Genomic DNA, 20,371 nt, shown 5'->3' on the forward strand with positions numbered 1-20,371 from the left:
CTCGACGAACGCCCGCCTCGCCGTCTCGACGTTACGGACGCTTGCCGAACTCGGCGGTATCGACGGTCCAGGCGAGCGCCTGATCGCTCAACGTGAAGCCAAGGCCCGGGCGGTTCGGCACCCACATGCGGCCCTCGCGCAATTCCAGTCGCTCGTTGAACATGGGTTCGAGCCACTCGAAGTGCTCCAGCCACGGCTCCTCGGGATAGGCGGCCGCAAGATGCAGGTGAATTTCCATCGCGAAATGGGGCGCCAGCTTCAGGCCCTTGAAACTCGCCAGCGACATGATCTGGAGAAACGGCGTGATGCCGCCAACGCGCGGGGCATCGGGTTGCACGAAGTCAGCCGCACGCGCCTGGATCAGCTGAGCGTGTTCGTTGAAGCTGGTCAGCATCTCGCCGGTGGCAATGGCCGTATCGAGCGACGCGGACAGTGCCGCATGCCCTTCCACGTCGTAGCAATCCAACGGCTCCTCGATCCAGGTCAGATCGAATGGCTCCAGCTTGCGGCAAAACCGCTGCGCCGTGACACGATCCCACTGTTGATTGGCATCGACCATGAGCGGGAAGCCCTCACCCAGCCGCTCACGCACCGCCTTGACGCGCTTGTAGTCGATGCTCGTGTCGGGCTGGCCGACCTTGATCTTGATGCCGCCAATGCCGTTGGCGCGTGACAGTTCGACGTTCTCGAGCACCTTTTCCAGCGGCGTCGAGAGATAGCCGCCCGATGTGTTGTAACACTGTACCGAGTCCCGATGTCCACCGAGCAGCTTGGCAAGCGGGAGGTTGGCGCGCTTGGCCTTCAGGTCCCACAACGCGATGTCGAACGGCGCGATCGCCTGCGTCGTCAAGCCGCTGCGCCCCATCGAAGCACCGGCCCACAACAACTTGTTGAACAGCCTGGCAATGTCGTTCGGATCCTCACCCAACAACGCGGGCGCGATCTCCTTGGCATGCGCATACATCCCCGGTCCGCCGGCGCGCTTCGAATAGCCGAAGCCGATGCCCTCGAAGCCCTGGCGGGTGCGGATCTCGGCGAAGATGAAAGCGATCTCGGTGAGCGGCTTCTGTCGGCCGGTCAGCACCTTCGCGTCGCTGATCGGCGCGGCCAGCGGCAACACGGTCAACGACAGCTTGAGCCACTCGATGCGATCGGTGGTCGCCGCACCGGCGCGCTGCGACGCGATGTCGGTCTCGATATAGACGTTGCTTTCAATCATGGACATGACCACTCCTTTTCGCGGTTGCCCTCAGGCATGCGAGATGTCGCTCAGATGGAGACGCCGGATCTTGCCGACGATGACGAGATAGGCGAAGGCGGCGAGCAGGCCATGCGCGCCGACATACAGCAGCGCACTGTTGAACGAGCCGCTCGAATGCAGCAGGTAGCCGATGACCACCGGCGTGATGATCCCGGACGTGTTGCCGACCGCGTTGAAGACGCCGCCCGTCATGCCGACCATCTCGCGCGGGGCCGTGTCGGCGACCACGCTGAAGCCCAGGTTGCCAAAGCCCTTGCCGAAGAACGCAAGGCTCATGATCGAGATCACCATCCACTGCGCGTCGACGTAATTGCACAGCATCATCGTCGAGCTGAGCAGCACGCCGGTCACGATCGGCGTCTTGCGTGCAAACGTGAGCGAGTTGGTGCGACGCAGCAGAAAGTCCGAGAAGAAGCCTGACGAGACCGCGCCGATCAGGCCGCACAACGCCGGCACCGAGGCGATGACGCCCGCCGACAGGATGGTGAAACCGCGCTCCTTGACCAGATAGATCGGGAACCAGGTGACGTAGAACCAACTGATCGCACTCACGCAATACTGGTTGATGAACATCCCGATCAGCATCCGACTCTTGAACAGCATGCCGATTCCAGCCAGGCCAATCGTCTTCTTCGTCCCGTCGATCTCGGCGACCGCCTTGCCTTCGAGGTCGACCAACCCTTCACCGGCGCGAATATAGTCGAGTTCGGCGGCGTTCATCTTCGGATGCTTCACCGGCAGGTAGTAGTTGAGCCACCAGACAAGCGCGATGCCGAAGCCGACCACCCCCATCACGATGAATACGTACTCCCAACCGAATGTGTAGCACAGCCATCCCATGAACGGCGTGAACAGTGCCAGTGCGATGTACTGCGCGCTGTTGAAGATCGCGCCAGCCATGCCGCGCTCCGACGATGGGAACCACGCCGCGATCACGCGCGTCGATGCGGGTCCCACCGGCGACTCCGCCACGCCCAGAAGAAAACGCAAGGCCAGCAGCAGCGGCACGATCATGCCGACGAAATGAACCAGCCCCATGCCGATCGTGAAAATCGACCAGACGACGATCGCGGCCGTCATCGATTTCTTGGAACCGAGGCGATCGCTGAGCCAGCCCGACGGAATCAGGAAGATGACGTAGGCCCAGCTGAAGACCGAGAACAGATAACCCATTTCGATCGAACTGATGCCGAGTTCCTTGCTCATATCGGAGCCGGCGACCGAGATGGCGGCACGGTCGCCGGAACTGAGCGCCAGGACGATGGTGATCAGCGCCAGGATCACGAAGCGATAGCCGGTCTTGCCGGCAAATTCGCGTCGCGGTGCGACGTCGGGCGCAACTTCCGCCGCAGCGCCGTGGTCGGCGTTCGTCGCAACATACCGCTCTCTGTTCGCCATGCTTGTCTCCATGCTTATTCGTCTCTGCTGTGCAGAGCGTTTATATTCGCCCGACCAGTGCAGCCCAAGTGCCGCGGTCGAGCAGTGCTGCCGCCTAGCGCGTGTAGTCCACGGCAACCCACTCGAAGTACTGCTTCAGGTCCGCGACCAACGCAGCGTGAGCGGGGTGCGGGAGGTAGCGGGCCACGGCCTGCGCGTCGTCGAAAGTCGCTTCGAGCACGTAGTCCCAGCAGATCGGCCGATCCAGCTCATTGGCCGCAACGCGCCAATCACGCGCGAAGTCGATCTGCTGGTCGAGCGTGGTCATCCGGCCCACCAGCTCCCGCTCCAACGCCTCGTTCTTCTCGATGCCCGGCAGACGCCTGAACATCACGATATGTTTCATCATTGCCCGTTCATCCTTTTCTTATCTGCCGGTCGGCCGTGCCGGAATGCGGGCACGCCGCGCGTCAGCGCGGTTCGAGATGGTAGCCACGGCCCGGATAGTCGAATTCGACCAGTTCGTTGATCCGCGCCTCCTTGTCGGCCGGCGCCGCGTAATAGGCGCGAATCTCCTTGATGAGGCCGCTTGCCTTGTCGAAGACGTACCACTCGTCGCCGCGCAGCGCGGTGCCGAGCTTGCTTTTCCAGTGGGTCCACTCGATCACGGCTTCGTCGCTGTCATGGCTGACCAGCACCTTCTCGATCGTCCATTGCGACCCCAACGTGTCGACGCACCAGACCCACTTCGCGGCGATGGTTTCGGCGCCACGCCACGGGATCTCGGGCAAACCCGCCGGGAAGTAATGGACCGCGTCGGGGGTGAAACAAGAGACCAGCTTGTCGAAGTCCGCTTCATTGCAGGCATCGAAATAGCGTCGGATTGTCTGCTCGTGTTTGTGCATGTCGGTGTTACTCCTGCGGCTTGCCGAAGACGGCCGGGATCGGCGGACGGCCCGACGCAACCCAGTCGTGATAGGCCCCCACCGCTTGCGGGCTGGGCGGATAGACGCCCCACAGCGCTTCGCCCGCGGCAATGCGCATCGCAAGGTAGTGCTCGATGTCGTCCTGTTCCAGGCACACGTCGGCCAACTCCTCGGCAAGATGCGCGGGCACCAGGGTCAGGCCATCGGCATCGCCGACGATGATGTCGCCCGGGTACACCGCCACGCCCGCGCATGCGATCGGCACCTGCAGGTCGGCGACGTGGTGGTAGGAGATTCGGGTGGTCGCGGTGATTTCGCGTGCATAGGCTGGCAGGGGCAACTGGGCAATCTCGGAGCCGTCGCGCAGTGCGCCGTCCGTCACGATTGCGCGCGCACCGCGCGCCAACAGCCGCGTGACCAGAATGTTGCCGGCGGACGCGGCGCTCGGGTCGTTCCGGCTGTCGATCACCAGCACGTCGCCTTGCTGCACCTGCTCGACGCCTTGCCACTGCAGGTTGTCTCCATTGGGCTTGGTCGTCATCGTGCCGTATGTATCGATATCCTCGCGCGCTGGAATGAAGCGCATCGTGTACGCGCGGCCCGCAAATGGCTTGGTGTCCTTCGCGATGGCACGCAGGCCGACGAAGGCAGGCTGGCGGAAGCCCCGCTTGAACAGCTGGGTGGTCAGCGAACCGCTGCTGCACCGCGCGAGTTTTTCCAGCGTTTCATCGCTGACATGAACGGCGCGATTGGCGCTGTTGTCGTAGGAATCGGCGTACTGGTGGATTGCCATTGATGTGTCTCCGACGTAGACAATCCCGGAATTCGGGATGACACGAACATTCAAGTCGCCTATCATTCCCAACATACGGAACTTCAGGAAAGGCGCCGCTGTATTGAAGTCGAATTTTATGCGGCGTTGTGGGAATCGAGAACGCTGGCTTTGTAACAGAAATAGATGAAAATCCCACAAGACGGGAAAAACCTCGGCGACGGAACCGGCGCACTCGAAAAGGCGCTCGATGTGCTCGACGCGATCGGCAATGCGCCCGACGGGCTGTCGCAGGCGCGTTTGGCCGAAGCGGTCCCACTGCCCCGGACCACGCTCTACCGCATCGTTGCGAGTCTCGTGGCACGCGGCATGGTGCGCCGTGATCCGGTACGCAAGGTCTACCGCCTCGGCTTCCGTTTCCTTGAACTGGTACGCAACGCGTACCTCGAACCCGATCTGGTCGCATCGGCCAGTTTCGAATTGCGTTCGTTGCGCGATCTGTCGGGTGAGACGTCCTACCTGGCCGTCCTCGACGGCGACCAGGTGCTATCGCTGGAACGCTGCGACGGCGCCCACGTGACCCGCTCGGCCGCGGCGCTTGGGCGAAGCAAGCCGGTCTACTGCACCGGGCAAGGCAAAGCCATCCTGTCCTCGCTGGACGAGAAGCATCGCGAAAGCATCCTGAAGGGGTTGACGATGACTCCCTTGACGCCGCAGACCTTGACGGATCGTCGGCAACTGCAAGCGGAGCTGCGGGCCACCAAGGCGCGAGGCTACGCGATCGACGATGAAGAGATCGTCACCGGCATCCGCTGCGTTGCCGCGCCGATCATCGACAGCAACGGCCTCGTGCGCGGCGCGCTGAGCGTCGCTGGCCCCGCCTACCGCCTGACGCGCCAGCGTCTTGACCTGCTCGGACCCGAGGTGGCTGGCGCGGCGCGGCGGGTCGGTAGCCAACTCGCCGTGCATGAACCGGTACGCGCGGAGGAAACGATCCGACCGGTGACGCATGATTGGGCTTTCGTCGGGAAATTTCCGCGTTGGTCCGGCCCGCGGCAGGGTCTGTTCTGGGCCGATACCCTTGCGCCGGCGGTCCACTTCTTCGATGGCGAGCGCGATCGCATTCTGACCAGCGCGAGCTCGCCGATCATCGCCCTCGAGTTGCATGAGGATGGTGTTATCGTCGCGCAGGCGGAGGGGTGGTCTCTGGTCGGAGTCGATGGCAAGGCAGGCGCATTGCACGCGTGGCATGGCGCAGCCCCGGAGTGCCTGTGTCTGGGCCCCGATGGCGTGCTTTGGGGCGCCTGCCACGACGCAGACGCTTATCGCATCGGCCCGGTCGACGCCGAGGGCGGCGAAGCAAGCGACGTATGGCGCATCTCGGAGCCGATCAGCGCACTTGCGTGGCATCACGACGGCACGTCGCTGTACGCGCTGGCGCCGCAAAGCGGCACCATCTTCCTCATGTCGCCCGGCAGCAAGGTGGTTCGGCGCTTCGCACAGATGGCCAAGGGTTCAGGCCATCTCGCGGGACTGGTGCTGGATAGCCGAGGCGGCGTCTGGACCACGCTTAAGGACGGCTGGAGCGTTGCGCAGTTCTCGGCGAGCGGCAATCTCGAACGGTTGATGGGTGTCCCCGTGCCCTCACCCGTCGACATCGAATTCGGCGGCAAGGATCTTTCGATGCTTTATCTCACCAGTGACCGTCACGCCTTGTCCAGGGAGACACTAAACAGTGCGCCGCTCTCGGGGCACTTGCTGCAGATGAAAGTCGACGAGACCGGCGCGCCGCGCACCGCATCCACGCTTGTCGATTCCGCGTCAGCGCGGTGACGGGACATACGCCCGTCGCCTCAGCTGAACCAGTCGATCGGCGCAACAGGGCGACGCAGCGGCATGCTCATCGCGCGGCCGGCAGCACGGCCAACGCGTCGATCTCCACCAGATATCCCTTGGGCAAGCCCACGTAGACGGTGGTGCGCGCTGCAAACGGTTCGCGCACGAAGCGCTCGAAGGCCGCGTTCATCTCCGCGAAAAGGCTTTCCTCGGCCAGATAGACGCGGTACATGATCACGTCGTCAAGTTGCGCACCCGCGGCCTCGACGATCGCGCCGATGTTGTGGAGCGCCTGTGTGGTCTGCGCGCCGACGTCGCTGCCGGCCAGTACCCGGTCGGCAGTCAGCCCCATCTGGCCGGCCACCTGGATCAGTCCGCCATGCACACACGCTTGCGCGTACTTGAAGCGTGGTCGTGGGGCGCGATCGGTTTCAACGACGCGTTTCATTGTTCCTTTGCCCCGCAGTCCAACAGGGCTACGAATCGCTCGATCGCGATGTTGCCGCCCGAAATCACCACGCCTACCCGCTTGCCCCTGAAGCGCGCCGCGTGCGTCATCAGCGCCGCCAGCGTCGTTGCGCCGCTTGGCTCGGCCACCAGTTTCATGCGTTCGAACAGAAAGCGCATGGCATCCTTGATCTGTGCTTCGTCAACCAGCAGGATGTCGTCGACGAGCCGCTGGATGACGCAGAACGTCTTCTCGCCGAGGCTTCCCGATGCCTGCCCGTCGGCGATGGTGACCGGCATCGGTATCGTGATGCGCGTGCCCGCGGCGAGCGAGCGCTTCGCGTCGTCGCTTTCGCACGGCTCGACACCGACCACGTCACAGCTTGGTCGCAGCGCCTTCGCCACCGTCGCGCAGCCGGAGATCAGGCCACCACCGCCGACCTGTACCAGCAGCGCGTCGAGGTCCGGCACGTCCTCCAGCAGCTCAAGGGCGACCGTTCCCTGACCCGCCATGACGTCGAAGTGTTCGCACGGCGGAATCTCCACCAGTCCACGACGCGCCGCCAGATCCGCGCACAACTTGAAGCGGTCATCCTGATACCGATCGTAGTGGACCACTTCGGCACCATAGCCCAGCGTCGCAGCGATCTTCGACGGCGGCGCATCCAACGGCATCAGGATGACCGCCGGCATGCCAAGCGACGACGCGGCCAATGCCAGTGCCTGCGCATGGTTTCCGGACGAATACGAGATGACGCCGCGCGCGCGCTCCTCGAACGATAGCCGTGCCGCCGCATTCGACGCGCCGCGCATCTTGAACGCGCCGGTGCGCTGGAAATTTTCGCACTTGAAGAAGACGTCCGCACCGAGACGCGCGTTCAGCGCGCGCGATGTCACAACGGGAGTGCGGGTGATGCTGGGTCGGATCCGAGTCGCCGCGTCCTGTACATGGCGCAACGTCAGATCCGCAGTGCCGAAAGTCATTTCGAGTCTCGTTCGCCGCGAAGCTTGCAATCCTCGCATTGTCCGAACGCATGCGCGCCGCTGCAACCGTGCACGCACGTCGCAGCTGCGCGTGTCTCAAATTGCGGGACGACATGATGGTTTGCGCCCTTCCATCGCATGACGAAGCGACGCGCCGTCGCCCGCATGCGCCAGGGCGACAGCGGGCGCGTGCCGTCGGTCCGGCGCGTCACTCGCTTGAGGTCGAGGCCCGCTCGGTCACGTGCCGATCGCGGACCGCGTGGCAGCGCTAGCGGTGCGGCAGCCGTCGCCTCGCCCAATGCGGCAGCAACCATACGAGCAGCCACGACACACCCAGCGGTATCGCCACCGTCAGGCTGGCAGCCAGCAGCACCTTCAGCAGGATCATCATCGCTTTTGACGCGGCCTCCGCTCCGCAGTATCATCAAAACACGGCGGCGGGACAGACCTGCCGCGACATCACTCTTGAGGGAGCCTCATGAGCCAATCACCGACGCGCTACGACGCGCTCGTTTTCATCGGCCGTTTCCAGCCTTTGCACCGCGGACACCTCGACGTGCTGCGTCGCGCACTCGATCTGTCGTCCCAGGTTTTCGTTCTGGTTGGCTCCGCCAACCGCCCGCGCACGATCAAGGATCCGTTCTCGTTTGACGAACGCCGCCAGATGATCGAATCCGTGCTCGACGCGTCCGAGCGAGCACGTGTGCGCATCGAACCGGTGCAGGATTCGATCTACAACGACGGCGACTGGCTGCGCCGGGTGCAGGATGCCGTGTCGCGCAGCTGTGCGGCAGCCGACACCCGTGCGGACGATAGCACGCGCCGGCATCGCATTGGCCTGATCGGCCATGAAAAGGACGACTCGTCGCAGTACTTGCGGATGTTTCCGCAATGGGAACGGGTGGAGGTTCCTGCTACCGAAGACATTTCGGCGACGGAAATCCGTGAGCAGTTCTTCGCCGAGCGCAACAACAGTTTCGTGACCTGGGCGGTCTCCGCGCCGGTCAACGAATGGCTGCACGCGTTTCGCGGCACGGCCCCGTTCGCCCAGCTCAAGGCCGAGGCGGAATTCATCGCCGGCTATCGCAAGGCGTGGGCGGCTGCCCCCTATCCGGTGACGTTCGTGACCGTCGACGCGGTCGTCGTTCATTCCGGGCACATCCTGCTCGTGCGTCGGCGCAGTGAGCCGGGGCGAGGTCTGTGGGCGCTGCCGGGCGGCTTCCTTGGCCAGGATGAGCGGCTTGAAACGGGCTGCATCCGCGAGCTGCGCGAGGAAACCGGCCTGAAGCTGCCGGAACCCGTGATCCGGGGCTCGCTGCGCGACCGGCAGGTGTTCGACCACCCCGACCGCTCGCTGCGCGGCCGCACCATCACCCATGCGTTCCTGTTCAGCTTCGCGGTGGGCGAACTGCCCCGTATCAAGGGCGGCGACGATGCCGACAAGGCGCGCTGGGTGCCGCTGAACACGTTCGCGCAGATGCGCGATGTGATGTACGAAGACCACTTCGACATCGCCTATCACTTTCTCGGCAAGCTTTGAGGTCGAGCGCGTGCGGGTTGTTCCCGGACGCATGCCACGCCCGACTGCTTGCCGCCCTGCCGGTGGGACAGACCCGCCGGCCCTTCGCGGCCTAGAGGAGTTCTAGCCATGCAAAGCAACACCAGCACCCTGGCGTCCATTCTGTCGAATCCGATTCTCAATACCGATTCGTACAAGGCATCGCACTTCCTGCAATACCCGCCGGAGGCGACCGGCATGTTTTCGTACGTCGAGTCGCGCGGCGGCCGCTTCGACGAGACCGTCTTCTTCGGCTTGCAGATGTTGCTCAAGGAGTATCTGTGCCGCCCGATCGATGATCGCATGATCGACGAGGCGCGCGACTTCTTCGCCGTGCACGGCGAGCCCTTCAACGAAGCGGGCTGGCGCTACATCGTGGCGACATACGGCGGTTACCTGCCGGTGCGGATTCGCGCGGTACCGGAGGGCACCGTCGTACCGACGCACAATGTGCTGATGACGGTCGAGAGCGACGATCCGGAGGTGTTCTGGCTGGCCTCCTATCTCGAAACGATGCTGCTGCGCATCTGGTATCCGGTGACCGTCGCCACGCAGAGCTGGCACCTGCGGCGGACCATCGCCGGCTATCTCGACCGCACCAGCGACGATCCGGCGCAACTGCCGTTCAAGTTGCATGACTTCGGCGCACGCGGCGTCTCCAGCACGGAATCGTCGGCGATCGGTGGCGCAGCCCACCTGGTGAGCTTCAGCGGCTCGGACACGGTGCTGGGGGTGATTGCAGCCAACCGCTACTACAACGAGACGATGGCCGCGTTCTCGGTACCGGCCGCGGAACACAGCACCATCACCGCCTGGGGCCGCGAGCGCGAGGCAGACGCTTATCGCAACATGCTGCGGCAGTTCGGCCGCCCTGGCGCCATCGTGTCAGTGGTATCGGACTCCTACGACCTGTTCGCGGCGCTCGACCTGTGGGGCACCGCCTTGCGTCAGGAAGTGATCGATTCCGGCGCCGTGCTGGTGGTGCGGCCGGATTCGGGCGCCCCCCGCGAGATCGTGCTGCGCACCTTGCGCGCGCTCGATGCCACGTTCGGCGCCGAGCCGAACGGCAAGGGCTATCGCGTGCTGCGGCACGTGCGCGTGATACAGGGCGACGGCATCAACGCACAGACCATCGAGACGCTGCTCGCCGCGCTCGCCGAGGCGGGCTACGCCGCCGACAATCTCGTGTTCGGCATGGGCGGCGCGCTGCTGCAACAGCTCAATCGCGACACGCAGCGTTTTGCGATGAAGTGTTCCGCCATCCGGCTCGGCGAGGTCTGGCAAGGCGTGTGCAAGGATCCGGTCACCGACACCGGCAAGCGCTCGAAGAAAGGACGACTGACACTGCTGCGGAATCGACGTACCGGCGCTTACCGCACGGCCGAACTGCCGCTGCAGTGGGACGACCAGACGCTGGAGCGCGACTGGGAGGATGCACTGGTCGAGGTATTCGACAGTGGCCGGCTGCTGGTCGACGATACCTTTGCGGCGATCCGCGCGCGAGCCCACGCCGCTGCAGTCGTCTCTGCCTGAGCCTCTGCCTGAGCCTCTGCCTGAGCCTCGGCCTGAGCCGCTTGGCCCTTGCAGGCGCTGCGGTAGCCGCCACTGCGGGAGGCTTCGTCGCACCGCGCCGGTCAGCTGCATCGCGCTGAGACGCGGCTGACCATAGCGCGGAATCGCGTGCAAACGCGCCTGCAGACGCGCCTGCAACCGACTCCCACCCGCCCGCTGGCGCAATCCGAAAGCGTGCCGCGCCGCTTGCTCCGTCGCTTGCCGGGCTGCGCCAGCGGGATGCGAGATGCGTCGAAGGGCGTCGAAGGGCGTCGAAGGGCGTCGAAGGGCGGCGGAGGGCGGCGGAGGGCGGCGCCAACGCGGCGTTACCGGCGCGGCCTCCATATTTCTTGCACATTCCCCCCTTAGCTTCGAGGCAGCGCCTCCACCATCGAAGCTTCCATGTCGAGAAATCGCACCTACTCCTTTATCGTTCTCATTGCGATTCTTGTCGCCGCCGCGGGCGGTCTCTGGCTGTATCGTTCCCTGCACGCCCATGCGGGCGGGCAAGCGGGCGGCAAGGCGGCCGGCAGTGGTGCCGATGCCGCCTCGTCGACCGCCGGCCCACAGGGCGGCGGCGGCGCGCGCGGTCCGGGGCCCGGCGGCGCCGGCGGCACCGTGACCGTCGCCGTCGACACCGCGCGGCTGGCCGACGTGCCGGTGTATCTGACGGCGCTCGGCACGGTGGCGGCGAACTACACGGTTACCGTGACCAGCCGCGTCGATGGCCAGTTGCAACAGGTCTTCTTCACCGAGGGCCAGCGCGTGAAGAAAGGCCAGCTCCTCGCCCAGATCGATCCGCGTGCCTATCAGGCCACCCTCGCGCAATATCAGGGCGCCCTCGCGCAGAATCAGGCACAGCTCAATGGCGCCCGCCTCACGCTCGAACGTTATCGCCGGCTTTACGAGAAAGACTCGCTGGCCAAGCAGGACCTGGACACGCAGACCGCCACCGTTGGACAGTACGAGGGCGCGGTCCAATCCGACTGGGCGCAGATCGCGTCGGCGCGGCTCAACGTCGACTACACGCGCATCGTCTCCCCGATCGACGGCTACGTGGGTTTGCGGCTGACCGATCCGGGCAATATGGTTCACGCCAGCGATACGACGGGCATCGTGACGGTGACGCAGACCGACCCGATCGCCGTCACCTTCAGTGTGCCGCAGGCGAACATCGATGTGCTGGTGCCCCGTGTGCGTCAGGGCCAGGCTCTCCCCGCCGAGGCGCTGGACCAGTTGAGCGGCGCGGCCCTTGCCACCGGCAGCCTGAAATACATCAGCAACGAGATCGATACGAGTACCGGCACAATCAAGCTCAAGGCGCTGTTTGCCAATCCCAACGAGAAACTGTTCCCGAATCAGTCGGTCAACGTGAAGCTTCGCACCGATGTGCTGCACGACGCGGTGGTGGTGCCGAGCGCGGCCGTGCAGCTCGGCAGCGATGGCAGCTTCGTCTACGTCGTCGGCGCCGATGACAAGGTGGTGCGTCGCGCCGTCACCGTGGGACCGACCCTTGGCGACCGCAGTGCCATCAGTGCCGGCGTCAAGAACGGCGAGCGCGTCGTGACCCGTGGCATCGATCACCTGCGCGACGGCAGCAAGGTGCAGGTCGAGAAAGCGGCTACGGCCAATGCGGCCAGCGGCGCCCAGGCCGACAGCGCAAGCGCGGGCAAGGCCGCGACTGACAGCACGGGCGGCACGAGCGGCACGAGCGGCGGTCTCCGATGAATCCGTCGCGCCTGTTCATCCAGCGCCCGGTCGCTACCGTGTTGCTGATGGTCGCGGTCCTGTTCGCGGGCATCGTCGCCTATCGGATGCTGCCGACCTCCGCACTGCCGGAAGTGGACTACCCGACCATCCAGGTCACGACGCTCTACCCCGGCGCCAGTTCGAACGTGCTGGCCAGCGCCGTCACCGCGCCGCTGGAACGGCAACTGGGCCAGATGGCCGGTCTGGCGCAGATGTACTCGACCAGTTCGGCCGGGGCCTCGGTCATCACGCTCAAGTTCGGCCTGGACCTCTCGCTCGATGTGGCCGAACAGGAGGTGCAGGCGGCGATCAACGCCGCGGACAGCCTGCTGCCGACCGACCTGCCCAATCCGCCGACGTACAAGAAGGTCAATCCCGCCGACACGGCGGTACTGACCCTCGCCGCCACGTCGGAAACCTTGCCGCTGACGCGCGTGCAGGATCTCGTCAACACGCGCGTCGCGCTCAAGCTGTCGCAAATCTCGGGCGTCGGCCTGGTCAGCCTTGCCGGCGGCCAGCAACCGGCGATCCGCATCGAAGCGAATCCGCGCGCCCTCGGCGCGCACGGCCTGTCGCTGCAGAACGTCTACGACGTGGTGAATGCGGCCAACGTGAACGGATCGAAAGGCGGCTTCGACGGTCCGCACCATTCGATCACGATCGATGCGAACGACCAGTTGCGCGATGCGGCCGAATACGGCGAACTGGTCCTCACCTACGAAGGCGGGGCCGCATTGCGGCTGAAGGACGTCGCCACGATCAGCGAGGGCGCCGAGAACGCCTATCTGCAGGCCAGTGCGAACGGCCGGCCGGCGATTGTCGTCAACATCCAGCGGCAGCCGGGCGCCAACGTGATTGGCGTGGTCGATGCGATCAAGAAGCAACTGCCGCAGTTGCAGGCGGCGCTGCCCGACACCGTGAAGCTGACGATTCTCACCGATCGCACCGACACGATCCGCGCCTCGATCCATGACGTGCAATTCGAACTGGTGCTGTCGATCGCCCTGGTGGTGATGGTCACCTTCCTGTTTCTGCGCAACTTCACCGCAACGTTGATTCCGAGCCTGGCCGTGCCGCTGTCGCTGGTCGGCACCTTCGGCGTGATGTACCTGGCCGGGTTTTCGGTCAACAACCTCACGCTGATGGCGCTCACCATCGCTACCGGCTTCGTGATCGACGACGCGATCGTCGTCGTCGAAAACATCGCCCGTCACCTGGAGGAAGGCGAAACGCCGCTGGCGGCGGCACTGAAGGGCTCCAGGGAGATCGCGTTCACGATCATCTCTTTGACTTTCTCGCTGATCGCCGTGCTGATTCCGCTGCTGTTCATGGGCGACGTGGTGGGGCGTCTGTTCCGCGAATTCTCGATCACACTGGCTGTCGCGATCCTGGTGTCGATGTTCGTCTCGCTGACGCTGACGCCGATGCTCTGCGCGCACCTGCTCCAGCACGTGCCACTGGAGCGGCAGAGCCGCTTCGCGCAATGGGGCGAACACCAGTTCGAGCGTCTGATCGCAGGCTACGACCGGCTGCTCACTCGCGTCCTCGATCACCGCACGCTGATGCTGATCGTTGCGCTCGCCACGGTCGTCCTGACCGCGCTGCTTTACCTCTGGGTGCCGAAGGGCTTCTTTCCAACCCAGGACACCGGGCAGATCACCGGCTTCAGCCGCGCCTCGCAGGACGTGTCGTTCAGCGAGATGGCGCGCCGACAGCAGGCCCTCGTCACCCAGATCCTGAAGGATCCGGCGGTGGCGTCGGTCGCGTCCAGCATTGGCGTCGACGGCAGCAACGGCTCGCTGAACAACGGCCGCCTGCAGATCCAGCTCAAGCCGTTCGACGAGCGCGACGACCGCGCGGGCGTGATCATCGCGCGGCTCAAGCAGGCCAGCGCTCAGGTGTCCGGGATCTCGCTGAACATGGTGGCCGCACAGGACCTGACCGTGGACGACCAGGTCACGCCGAGCCAGTACCAATTCACGTTGGACGACGCGGACAGCGCGAACCTTGCCGCGGTCCTGCCGCGCTTGATGGAAAAGCTGCAACACCGGCCCGAACTGCGCGACGTGATCGACGATCTGCAGGACCAGGGCCTGGTGGCCAACGTCGTTCTGGACCGGGCCGCTGCCGCGCGTTACGGCATCTCCGCGTCGGACGTTGATACAGCGCTGTACAACGCGTTCGGGCAGCGCTTGATCTCGACCATCTTCACCCAGGCGAACCAATACCGCGTGGTGTTGCAGGTACCCGGCGCATTCCAGTCGTCCCTGGCGGCGTTCGACGACGTGTATGTCGCCGCCAGCAGCACCTCATCCAGCAACACCTCATCCAGCAACACGTCGGCCAGCAACACGGGCAGCAGCACGGGCAGCACATCGAGCAGCGGGACATCCGGCAGCACGACCACCGCCAGCTCGGGCTCGAGCACCGGCACTTCCAGCACGGGCACCTCGACCGCCAGCAAAACGCTGGTTCGACTGACCAGCATTGCACGCATCGAACAGCGCACGGGCGCGCTGTCCCAGTCGCGTCTTGGCCAGTTTCCCGCGGTCACCGTCTCCTTCAACCTCGCGGACGGTTATTCACTGGAACAGGCACAGCAGGCGATTGCGGCAGCGGTCGCCGAAGTGCACGCACCGACCAGCACGACGCTTCGCTATCAAGGCGCCGCGGATGCGTTCGGGCGCGCGTCGAGCAATACGCTCTGGTTGATCCTGGCCGCGGTGGCGGTGATGTACATCGTGCTTGGCGTACTGTACGAAAGCTACATCCATCCGGTGACGATCCTCTCCACCCTGCCGTCGGCCGCGATCGGTGCGCTGCTGATGCTGTTGTTGACCGGCACCGAGTTCAGCCTCATCGCGTTGATCGGCGTGATCCTGCTGATCGGCATCGTCAAGAAGAACGCGATCATGATGGTCGACTTCGCGCTGGAAGGCCGGCAACAGCTGCGGCTTTCGGCGCGAGAAGCCATTCACCGCGCCAGCCTGTTGCGCCTGCGGCCGATCCTGATGACCACGATGGCGGCGCTGCTCGGCGCGCTGCCGCTGATGTTCGCCAGCGGCTCGGGCGCGGAACTGCGGCGTCCGCTTGGGCTGGTCATCGTCGGTGGCCTGCTGTTCAGCCAGTTGCTGACGCTCTTCACCACGCCGGTCATCTACCTGGCGTTCGACGGCGTCAGCGAACGGCTGGGCCGCCGCCTCGCGCAGCGCCGCGCCGCGCGCCAGGCACGGGCGACGCGCGCGGACGGCCGGGCCAATGACACCCGCGAGGAGGGTCGATGAATCCGACCCGCCTGTTCATCGTCCGGCCCGTCGCGACGCTGTTGCTCAGCCTCGCGGTGGTGCTGCTCGGCGCGCTCGGTTACCAGCTGTTGCCCGTTGCGCCGCTGCCGCAGGTGGCGTTCCCGACCATCATGGTCAGCGCCAGCCTGCCCGGGGCCAGTCCCGAGACGATGGCCGCCACCGTTGCGACACCGCTGGAACGCAGCCTCGGCCAGATTGCGGGCGTGACGGAGATGACCTCGACGAGTTCGCAAGGCTCGACCAGCCTGATCCTGCAATTCAATCTGGACCGTGACATCAATGGCGCGGCCGGCGACGTGCAGGCGGCGATCAACGCAGCCCGCAGTCTGCTGCCGAGCGCCATGCCGAACCTGCCGACCTATCGGAAAGCCAATCCGTCGGATGCGCCCGTGGTGATGCTTGCGCTCACTTCCTCCACCCGCAGCGCCGGCGAACTGTACGACCTGGCGTCCAGCACCTTGCAGCAGAAGATCGCCCAGGTCGATGGCGTCGGGCAGGTGTCGGTACGCGGCGGCTCGTTGCCGGCCGTGCGCATCGACCTCAGGCCCGCACAGCTGACGCAGGCCGGCATCGCGCTCGACACGGTGCGGCAAGCCGTCTCCAACGCCACCCAGCACGGCGCAAAAGGGCTGTTGCAGACGCAGGGACAGAACTGGTCGATCGACGGCAACGGCCAGCTCGACCGCGCTCGCGACTACCAGGAACTGGTGGTCGGCTACAACAACGGCGCGGCGGTACGGCTCGGCGATGTCGCGCACGTCTACGATTCGGTGCAGGACGTCTACGTCAGCGGCTATTACAACGGTCAGCCCGCGGTCACCATCGGCGTGACCCGGCAGGCCGGCGCGAACATGCTGCAGACCATCGATGCCATCAACGCGCAGTTGCCGCAGCTGCAGGCACTCGTGCCCGCCGATGTCACGCTCGTGCCGGTCATCGATCGTTCGCCGACCATTCGTGCGTCGCTGCGCGATACCGAGGAAACGCTGCTGATCGCGGTCCTGCTAGTCGTCGTGGTGGTCTTCGTGTTCCTGCGCGATCTGCGTGCGACGCTGATTCCGGCAGTCGCGTTGCCGATCTCGCTGATCGGCACTTGCGCTGTCATGTACGTGCTCGACTATAGCCTCGACAACCTGTCGCTGATGGCGCTGATCGTCGCGACAGGCTTCGTGGTGGACGATGCCATCGTCGTCTTGGAAAACGTCGCGCGTCATCAGGAACTGGGCATGCGCCCGTTGCGCGCGGCGCTGGTCGGCGCCCGCGAAGTGTCGTTCACGGTGCTGTCGATGACGTTGTCGCTGATCGCGGTGTTCATCCCATTACTGTTGATGGGCGACATCGTCGGTCGCATGTTCCGCGAGTTCGCGGTGACGCTGAGCGTCGCGCTGGTGATCTCGATGTTCGTCTCGCTCAGCCTGACGCCGATGCTGTGCGCGTACGCGCTTCGTCCAAAGCCGCATGGCGCGCCCGTGCCTCGTGTGTATCGCGCGATCGAGACCGGGCTGGCGCGCGCCCAGGCGGGCTACCTGGTGGCGCTCGGCTGGGCGATGCGGCACCGGCGCCTGACGCTGCTGAGCCTGGCGCTGACCGTCGCGCTCAATGTCTATCTCTATATCGCGATACCGAAGGGGTTTTTCCCGCCCCAGGACACCGGTGTGCTGATGGGCGCGATCCGTGCGGACCAGAACACGTCCTACCAGGCCCTGAAACCCTATCTTCTGGAAATCGCGCAGAAAGTGAAGGCCGACCCCGACGTGGCGGCGGTAATGGCCTCGACGGGCAGCGGCATGTTCGGCTCCCGCAACACCGCCGAATTCTTCGTGCGGCTCAAGGACATCTCCGAACGCCGGGCGAGCGCGCAACAGATTGCGAACCGCCTGGGCATGGCGGGCAGCCGGCACGCGGGCATTCAACTGTTCATGATGCCGGCCGAAGACTTGCACATCGGCGGACGCAGTGCGAACGCAAGCTATCAGTTCAGCCTGCAAGCCGACGATCTCGACGTACTGCGTGCCTGGACGCCACGCGTCGAGGCCGCGCTGAAGGGACTCAAGCAACTCACCAGCGTGGATTCGGACTCGCAGACCGGCGGCCAGGAAGTGCGGCTCGACATCGACCGCGCGGCGGCGAAGCGCCTCGGCGTGACGGTCACCGACATCGACAACCTGCTCAACAACGCGTTCAGCCAGCGGCAGGTCGCAACGCTATACCGGACGCTGAATCAATATTACGTGGTCATGGGCGTGGATAGCGCCCGCGCCAGCGATCCGGCGATCCTGCAGCAATTGCATGTGGTCACCAGCAGCGGCGCGCAGGTGCCGCTGTCGGCCTTCGTGCGCTTCGCCAGCGGCAACGCGCCGCTGTCCGTCGCGCACCAGGGCCAATCGGCCACCAGCACCATCGCGTTCAATCTTGCCGACGGCGTGTCGCTTGACGAAGCGAAGCGCGCGATCGACGACGCACTGCAGCGCATTGGGGTGCCCAGCACCGTCCAAACCGGCTTCCAGGGCACCGCAAAAGCCTACGAGTCGCTGGCCCGCCAGATGCCGTGGCTGATCGCAGCCGCGATCGCGGCCATCTACATCGTGCTCGGCGTGCTCTATGAGAGCTACGCCCATCCGCTGACCATCCTCTCGACACTGCCGTCGGCCGGCGTCGGCGCGCTGCTGCTGCTCGAGGCGACCGGCACGCAACTGACCATCATCGCGCTGATCGGCATCCTGTTGCTGATCGGCATCGTCAAGAAGAATGCGATCATGCTGGTCGACTTCGCACTGATCGCCGAGCGCGAACGCGGTATGAGCCCGGAAGCAGCGATCATCGAAGCGTGCCGGCTGCGCTTCCGTCCGATCCTGATGACCACGCTTGCGGCATTCTTCGGCGCGCTGCCGCTCGCACTCGGCACCGGCGGCGACGCCTCCCTGCGCCGTCCGCTGGGCTTGGCGATCGCTGGCGGTCTTGCCGTCAGCCAGCTGCTGACCCTCTTCACGACGCCCGTCGTCTACCTTTATCTCGCGCGCGTGAGCAGCGCGTCCAATGTACTCTGGCGCCGCTTGCTGCGCCGGACCGCCGTATGAGCATCATGAAAAACCGCCTTGCCGCCACCTCGCCGCTGCCGTCGACCTTCCGCCCGCGCCGCGCGGCGGCCGCGCCGCTGCTGGCTGTCGCCGCCCTGACGCTGGCCGCCTGCACCGTCGGGCCCGACTACCGACGCCCCGACGCACCGGTGTCGCTGACCTTCAAAGAGGCCGACGGCTGGAAAGCGGCCACGCCCGGAGATGACCGCCCGAAGGGCGCCTGGTGGGCGCCCTTCGGCGATGCGACGCTTTCCGAGTTGCTCGCCCAGGTGCAGGTGTCCAACCAGAACGTCGCGAACTACGCGGCGCTCTACCGTGAAGCACTGGCGCTGGCCCGTGCCTCCCAGTCGGATTTGCTGCCCAGCGCGACCGCGTCGCTGCAGAGCACGCGCAGCCGGTCGGCGACGTCGGCCACGCGTAGCAGCGCGTACGGCACTACGGACAGCATCAGCAACGCGCATACGGCCACGGCAAGCCTTAGCTGGGAGCTCGACATCTGGGGCAAGCTGCGGCGCACGCTGGAGGAGAACCGCGCCAGCGCGGCGGCGAGCGCGGCGGAACTGGCGAATGCGACGCTCAGTGCCCAGTCCGAACTCGCGCAGGACTATTTCCAGGTGCGTGGGCTGGACCGCCGCATCGCACTGTACGATCAGACGATCGCCGCCTACGAGCGCTACGCCACGGTGATACGCAACAAGTACGACGAGCACATCGCGTCGCGCGCCACCCTCGCCCAGGCGAACAACCAGCTCGAAAGCGCGCGCTCGTCCCGCCTCGATCTGGTCTGGCAGCGCGCGCAGCTCGAACATGCGATCGCATTGCTGATCGGCAAGCCCCCGGCGGACTTCGCGTTGGCGGTCGACGCGGCATGGGTGCCGCGTCTGCCCGACATTCCGGTCGGGCTGCCGACACAACTGCTCGAACGCCGCCCCGATATCGCTGAGGCGGAGCGCAAGATGGCCGCGGCCAATGCCGCGGTCGGCGTCGCGGTCGCCGCATATTTCCCCGACTTGACGCTCAGTGCCAGCGCCGGCTTCCAAAGCACGGTGTTCAGCCGTCTGTTCTCGCTGCCGAATCGCTTCTGGTCGGTGGGGCCGACCCTGAGCGGCACGCTGTTCGACTTCGGCGCCACGCGCGCGGGCGTCGAGCAAGCCCGTGCCGCCTATGACGCCCAGGTCGCCACCTATCGCCAGACCGTGTTGACCGCGCTTGGACAGGTTGAGGACTATCTGGTCGAACTGCGCACGCTCGATCCGGAGATCGAGGCACAACGCCGCGCCGCGGCCGCGGCGGGTGAATCCGCCGAGGTGACGCGGGATCAGTACGAGGCCGGTATGATCGACTATCTTGACGTGGCGACGACCCAGGCGTCGCTGCTGAGCGCCCAACAGAGTCTTCTGACGCTACAGAGCACGCAACTGGTCACCAGCGTGCAACTCATCGCCGCGCTGGGCGGCGGCTGGGATTCGCAAGCAAGCGCTGGCCAGCGCTGACCGGAACACCGAACGGTGAGCCCCACAGAACCCGC

General features: G+C 65.4%; 14 protein-coding genes. 7 read left to right on the top strand and 7 right to left on the bottom strand.

All coding sequences use genetic code 11. The annotated features are described in order from the left end of the window. Positions 1 to 31: 31 nt before the first annotated feature. The 5 genes from BLU54_RS05490 to BLU54_RS05510 all read right to left on the bottom strand — a co-directional run bounded on the left by BLU54_RS05490 (position 32) and on the right by BLU54_RS05510 (position 4,357). Entirely contained in the window at positions 32 to 1,219 is a 1,188-nt protein-coding gene (locus BLU54_RS05490) for an L-talarate/galactarate dehydratase (RefSeq protein ID WP_235837812.1), read from the bottom strand. 30 nt (positions 1,220 to 1,249) lie between these two features. After that, positions 1,250 to 2,659: an MFS transporter gene (locus tag BLU54_RS05495; protein WP_091906026.1), complete on the bottom strand. Its 1,410-nt coding sequence runs from the start codon at positions 2,657 to 2,659 to the stop codon at positions 1,250 to 1,252. Between the two features lie 94 nt (positions 2,660 to 2,753). Then, positions 2,754 to 3,047: a Dabb family protein gene (locus BLU54_RS05500; RefSeq protein ID WP_091905793.1), complete on the bottom strand. Its 294-nt coding sequence runs from the start codon at positions 3,045 to 3,047 to the stop codon at positions 2,754 to 2,756. A 61-nt stretch (positions 3,048 to 3,108) separates the two neighbouring features. Continuing rightward, on the bottom strand, positions 3,109 to 3,543 hold the full coding sequence (locus BLU54_RS05505) for a nuclear transport factor 2 family protein (protein WP_091905796.1): 435 nt from the start codon (positions 3,541 to 3,543) through the stop codon (positions 3,109 to 3,111). A 7-nt stretch (positions 3,544 to 3,550) separates the two neighbouring features. Continuing rightward, positions 3,551 to 4,357 (bottom strand): RraA family protein, encoded by an 807-nt coding sequence (locus tag BLU54_RS05510; protein ID WP_091905801.1) that lies wholly within the window; start codon positions 4,355 to 4,357, stop codon positions 3,551 to 3,553. Between the two features lie 165 nt (positions 4,358 to 4,522). Between BLU54_RS05510 and BLU54_RS05515 the strand changes: the two genes are divergently transcribed. Further along, positions 4,523 to 6,169, top strand: a complete 1,647-nt coding sequence (locus BLU54_RS05515) for an IclR family transcriptional regulator domain-containing protein (protein WP_091905804.1) — start codon at positions 4,523 to 4,525, stop codon at positions 6,167 to 6,169. Positions 6,170 to 6,236: 67 nt separating this feature from the next. Here BLU54_RS05515 and BLU54_RS05520 read toward each other — a convergent pair whose 3' ends face one another. Beyond that, the gene (locus tag BLU54_RS05520) at positions 6,237 to 6,620 is read right to left on the bottom strand and encodes a RidA family protein (protein ID WP_091905806.1); all 384 of its coding nucleotides are present in this window, start codon (positions 6,618 to 6,620) and stop codon (positions 6,237 to 6,239) included. After that, positions 6,617 to 7,603 carry a threonine ammonia-lyase gene (locus tag BLU54_RS05525; RefSeq protein WP_091905808.1) on the bottom strand — a complete coding sequence of 329 codons (987 nt, stop codon included), beginning with the start codon at positions 7,601 to 7,603 and terminating at the stop codon, positions 6,617 to 6,619. Before BLU54_RS05525 ends, BLU54_RS05520 begins: the two co-directional genes overlap by 4 nt. Positions 7,604 to 8,081: 478 nt before the next feature. On the opposite strand from BLU54_RS05525, the gene BLU54_RS05535 reads away from it, so the two are divergent. From BLU54_RS05535 to BLU54_RS05560, 6 genes are all read left to right on the top strand, one after another. Further along, positions 8,082 to 9,143: a bifunctional nicotinamide-nucleotide adenylyltransferase/Nudix hydroxylase gene (locus BLU54_RS05535; RefSeq protein ID WP_091905813.1), complete on the top strand. Its 1,062-nt coding sequence runs from the start codon at positions 8,082 to 8,084 to the stop codon at positions 9,141 to 9,143. Between the two features lie 108 nt (positions 9,144 to 9,251). Beyond that, positions 9,252 to 10,694 (top strand): nicotinate phosphoribosyltransferase, encoded by a 1,443-nt coding sequence (locus tag BLU54_RS05540; protein WP_091905815.1) that lies wholly within the window; start codon positions 9,252 to 9,254, stop codon positions 10,692 to 10,694. Between the two features lie 420 nt (positions 10,695 to 11,114). Further along, positions 11,115 to 12,440 carry an MdtA/MuxA family multidrug efflux RND transporter periplasmic adaptor subunit gene (locus BLU54_RS05545; protein ID WP_091905817.1) on the top strand — a complete coding sequence of 442 codons (1,326 nt, stop codon included), beginning with the start codon at positions 11,115 to 11,117 and terminating at the stop codon, positions 12,438 to 12,440. Continuing rightward, complete coding sequence (locus tag BLU54_RS05550; RefSeq protein ID WP_091905819.1) at positions 12,437 to 15,745, top strand: efflux RND transporter permease subunit; 3,309 nt, start codon at positions 12,437 to 12,439, stop codon at positions 15,743 to 15,745. Before BLU54_RS05545 ends, BLU54_RS05550 begins: the two co-directional genes overlap by 4 nt. Further along, positions 15,742 to 18,843 (top strand): efflux RND transporter permease subunit, encoded by a 3,102-nt coding sequence (locus BLU54_RS05555; RefSeq protein ID WP_091905821.1) that lies wholly within the window; start codon positions 15,742 to 15,744, stop codon positions 18,841 to 18,843. Before BLU54_RS05550 ends, BLU54_RS05555 begins: the two co-directional genes overlap by 4 nt. After that, positions 18,840 to 20,336, top strand: a complete 1,497-nt coding sequence (locus BLU54_RS05560) for an efflux transporter outer membrane subunit (protein ID WP_235837802.1) — start codon at positions 18,840 to 18,842, stop codon at positions 20,334 to 20,336. Before BLU54_RS05555 ends, BLU54_RS05560 begins: the two co-directional genes overlap by 4 nt. Positions 20,337 to 20,371 lie beyond the last annotated feature (35 nt).

Origin of the sequence: Chitinasiproducens palmae (assembly GCF_900095735.1) — a bacterium.
GTDB classification, from domain to species: Bacteria; Pseudomonadota; Gammaproteobacteria; order Burkholderiales; family Burkholderiaceae; genus Chitinasiproducens; species Chitinasiproducens palmae.